Genomic DNA, 4850 nt, shown 5'->3' on the forward strand with positions numbered 1-4850 from the left:
CGATGAAATCACCGGCTTTCAGCTCGGTATTGAATGCCGACCCCGAACCTTTCACTACGGCGGAATTGTTCGTTAGGGTGAGAGTGCCTGTTGACATTGTTTTCTCCTGAGTTTTGGCAATAAAAAACCGGTGCGATGACCGGGCATTTCATTATTAAAATATAATCACCTCACATCCAAAGATATAAAATAATATTATCAATTTAAATTTAACCATGTGGCATTAAGAAAGGTAAAATGCCCCATAAATTTTCATTAATAGACTCCCAAAAGAAATATGAAAATTTCTTCATTAGATAAGACCAACTCTGTAAATAAAAATCATTATTCATCAAGGATATTTCTGAGATGGGTTAAGCAGTAAACCCTGGTACTATTTTTGCGTCATAATAATTTGTCGGAAATCCATCAACATCAATAATCATGACTTGAGACCTAGTGTTTGGGTTTGCCCAACCGGCATTTGGCGGTGTCCATAAGTACTCACCACGAGGTATAAGTGAGATCGTAATTTTGTTATCCCAGTCAGAGAAGTGGAAACATTCATACATCATCCAGCCTTCTCCTCTCCAGTTTGTGGTAACCCAGCCCCTCGGATTCGGCATCGCCATTGCCAGATTACCCGGGCCAGCAGCGCCTATCATAGTCCAGTTTTGTTCATTTTCTGGATTTCCTCCATTAGGATCTCCGCGTCCGTGGTTAGGATATCCTGGATCAAGCCACATCACATTCCGGATCTTCATGAAGTTCCAACCACTATCAAAAATGATATTTCCAGAACTATCAAAAAGCTGCATTCCATGTGAAGATCTCTCTGGCGGAGCCCATCTGTCAAAGATGTAATATTGAATACTACCAATATCCTTATTCCCCCACTTCATGACCTTGAACATCTTTTTTGTTGGTCCCAAATGATATGCGTGCCAATCCCTTTCGTCACCTGTCATGCATCCTATACGTTGATCGTTCCACATCGGCTTAAAGAACATGATCGGGGAGTTGTACGGTGATAAGTCAACTCCGCAAAACGCTGAAACACTGAGAACGTTAGGCGGGTTGAACTGCCAATTATGAATCTGACCTGCGCTCCTTAACGTGTAATTAACGTCGTTAGCATTAGCGACAACGTAATTCCTATTATTAAAAAGCTCTACCCCATAACTATTAGGCATTATAAACTCCCCAATGAACTGTAAGCATACCCAACAAAAGACCTATACCTAGGTCATCAGGGTAACTCCTTATAGTGTCATTATAAGAGAGGTCAATATAGTTAGGGCCACAATAAATATCAGGAGGGGCGTAAGCTGTTCCCCAACCGTCAGGCATTACGATGCCAGGTGTTGGTACAGTGTAACAGTATGGTGTTCCACCATTGAATGGTATGTTTTCTATTCTGTGACTCCAGTAATGTGGAGGATTCCCCCACCATTGAATCATTCCAATATCATACGACCCAAGCCAACGCGACATAATAACCGTATGATCGGCAACCATATTTCCTTTGACGTCTGATATTTGCCATCCATAATGGCCATTCATTAATAAAGCCTCCCCATACGTACGCGAACGACATTGTTTTCATCCGTAAATATCATATTATTGTCAGGCTTACTTATCCGCCACCCACCGTTTATGCCGAAGTTGTTAGATTGTATATAGTTACCAATCTTGGCATTACTGATTGTTCCATCCTGAATAAAGGCATTATTCATAAACACCTGCCCATCCACCACGGCAAACGGCGAATACTGATTGCTGTTGTTGCCGCTCATCAGCACGAACTGATTGGCGTTAAAGCCGACGCGGGTGGTGACCGGCCTGCCGTTTTCCGCCAATACCGCGATCGACATGCCGGCGTTATAGAAGGTGCCGTTCACCCGCACGCCCGCTTTCAGCGTATGGATGGCCGTGGCGCCGTCGGCGTCTACCGTCGCCGTCAGTTTGTCTTCCAGCACCGCCGCCACGTCGTCAATCTGCGCCTGCACCTGGGTTTTCATCTCGGCCAGCCCGCGATCGACCTCCGCGATGGTGGTTTTCACCACCATGATATCGGCGCGCACCGTGCCGTACTGCGCCCACTGGTGATCCACCGTCGCATTGTTTGCCAGCGCATTCTGCAAGATGGCGTCGATGTTGGTGTCGATATCGCCCACCAGCCGCTCGCCGTCTTTCGCGCTCAGAAGATCGTCACCGATGTTCTCGAGATAATCGCCGGCGTTCGCGTTCGCCTGCCCGGCGCTCCAGCCAGTCCAGTCGCCCTGATTGCCCGTGCGGTCTTGCAGCCGCGCGCGGAACCAGAAGCTCTGTCCCGCTTTCAGCCCGGTCATGGCGTGGGTGTGCAGCGGATACGGGATATCAGCCAGCAGCATCGCGTTATTTCCGGCCGCGTTGTCCGCATACTGAATTTCGGTCTTGAGCGTATCTTCAGCGCCGGTAGGGAACGCCCAGTCGAGCTGGATGCCCCACAGCAAAGGCGATGCCTTGAAGCCGACCGGCATCGGTGGCTTGCCCTCTTTGCCCTTGAGGTAGGTTTCCATCGACGTCGCCCAGATAGACGATACATCACTGGCATTGATGGCCCGCACCCGCACCCGATAACGACCGGCGTAAATCCCCGGCACTTCAAAGCCGAGCGCCGAGGTGCGCGGCACCGACACCCAGTTGCCGTTATCTTTGCGCCATTCCGCCTCATAGGCGATGGCATTTTCAACCGCGCCCCAGGCGGCGCGCAGGGTGGTAATGGCGATACCCTGACTCACCGAGGAGTAGCTGTCGATGGTGATGTTTTTCGGCGGCGCCTGCACGCCGGGCGGAATGATGGAGATCGGACGATCGTCGATACGCGCGCCGGTATCAATGCGGGCGTACTTGTTCGGATCGTGTTCCGCGGCGTTGACGGTATAGGTGTTGTCGCCGTTATCGGCGATGCCCACTACGCGGTAAAGCTGCACCGCCAGATCGTCCGCGTCGATGGACCAGGCCGCTTCCGGCGCCGGCATCTCGCTGTAGGCGGTGGTGACGGTCACTACGCGATCATTCACCGCCTGCACGGTGCGCGCCTGCGCTTTACCTGAAGGCAGGTTAACGATCAGGCGATCGCCGGCTTTAGCGCCCGGCGTTCTGTCCAGCGTCAGTTTACGTCCGTCCACGCCGCTGAGGCGCCCGCCAATCACTCGTCCGGCCAGCATCTGGTCCGCCACGCCGACGATATGCCCCGGCATGGGGATCATGCCGTCCAGCCCCACGGAGAAGCTGACCGTACGATCCTTGCTGTTGGTCAACAGCGCCCAGCGGCCGCGGCGGTTCGCTTCGCTCGGCGTGGTGCAGCCGATGGCCGTCAGTTCGGTCTGGTTCACGTCGTAGCGGCGCACCAGATCGCTGTCGAATACCGCCTCTATCGCATCGGCGTAATGGTTGCCCGGATCGGACCAACTGACCATCGCCGTGCTGTAGCGGGTGCGCTCGCTGGCGGACGAGTAGGTAAACTTGCCGTCGATCACGTTGGCGCGGGTGTAGGTGAAGTCCATATCACGCGGCATGTCCGCCAGGGCGACCATTTGGTTTTGCCCCCAATAGGTCATGCCGCGGAAGATGCCGGCCAAATCGCTCAGCACCGTCCAGGCCTCTTCCCGCGACTGCAGATAAACGTTGCAGGTGAAGCGCGGCTCCATGCCCTCGCCGCCGCGCCCGTCCGGCACCGGCTGATCGCAATACTGCGCGATGCGGTACAGTTCGGACTCGGAGACCTGGGAGGCGTCGATGCGATCGCCCAAGCCGAAACGCTCGGCCAAAATAATGTCGTAAAACACCCACGCCGGGTTGTCGCTGTAGGCCCACTTAAAGCCGCCGCTCCAGATGCCGGTATAGCCGCGCGTTTGCGGATCGTAATTGTCCGGCACGCGGATCAGGCGGCCGCGCGGTTTGCAGCTGATCTTCGGGATGTTGGGGAACTGCTTTGAGTCGAACTCCACGTAAAGCAGCGCAGTGTTCGGATAGCGCAGCTTGGCGTCAATGATTTCGGTCAGCGCCTCGATGTTCATGCGGTCGGCGATCCGGGCGCTGTCGGCGTTAGGCGTCAACCGGCGCACGCGCAGCTGCCATCCCGTGGTGGCCTTCGGCAAATTGATGCGGTGCGAGCGTTCATACAGCGAGGTGGTTTTATCGTCGATCGCCGCCGTTAACACCTCCTGGTAACTGCCGCCGTCGGTCGCCACGTCGATGGCGTACTCGATGCGATAGCCGTTGACGTCGCCGTTGTCCGCCTGCTTTTGCAGCATGGGCCACCCCAGGCGCAGTCGAACAGCGGAAAGTTGCAGGTTAGAGACGGAGCGCACCCACGGCGCGCCGCTTTTCAGTTCGCTGCCGACCGAGATCTCATTTTCAACGGCGGGAATGCCCTGGATATATTCCTGCGCCTGCGAGCCAGGGCGGAACTCCCAGCGGAAACCGGGAAAGTTTTCCGTTCCGTCGCTGCTCAGCACCGGCGTACCGTCAACAAAAATGTTTGTGCCATCCAGCCCGCCGGCAAATTCTCCTTCGCCTAATGCGAACAGCATCTTCGCTCTGGCGATCGACTGAATGCTGTCCGGCGATTCTACCGGCGTGTGGCCGCCACCGCCGCCGCCTTTCCGCCCACGGATAATTTTCTGTGCCATATTTCGCCCATAAAAAAAGCCGCTATTGCGGCTGTCTGTTCAAACGGATGTCGTTATTGCTGGTCTTCGGTATAAATACCTGCGGAGATAATCGCTCCGCCAATTTCACGCGTGCCGTACAGCACGCCGACGGGATTGCCCTGCGCCGTGGTGTTGACCGGCCCGCCAAAGGCATAGCTCGGTTTATTTTCC

General features: G+C 54.5%; 2 protein-coding genes and 1 pseudogene. All 3 read right to left on the minus strand.

The annotated features are described in order from the left end of the window. Positions 1 to 353: 353 nt before the first annotated feature. Positions 354 to 1172, minus strand: a complete 819-nt coding sequence (locus ADK28_RS31750) for a hypothetical protein (RefSeq protein ID WP_147282148.1) — start codon at positions 1170 to 1172, stop codon at positions 354 to 356. Positions 1173 to 1541: 369 nt separating this feature from the next. Then, positions 1542 to 4658 carry a host specificity protein J gene (locus ADK28_RS20815; protein WP_048796551.1) on the minus strand — a complete coding sequence of 1039 codons (3117 nt, stop codon included), beginning with the start codon at positions 4656 to 4658 and terminating at the stop codon, positions 1542 to 1544. A 53-nt stretch (positions 4659 to 4711) separates the two neighbouring features. Continuing rightward, positions 4712 to 4850: pseudogene (locus tag ADK28_RS20820) on the minus strand (tail assembly protein); the annotation flags it as partial.

It is taken from the genome of Serratia sp. 506_PEND, assembly GCF_001076875.1.
In the GTDB taxonomy this organism is placed as follows: Bacteria; Pseudomonadota; Gammaproteobacteria; order Enterobacterales; family Enterobacteriaceae; genus Serratia; species Serratia marcescens.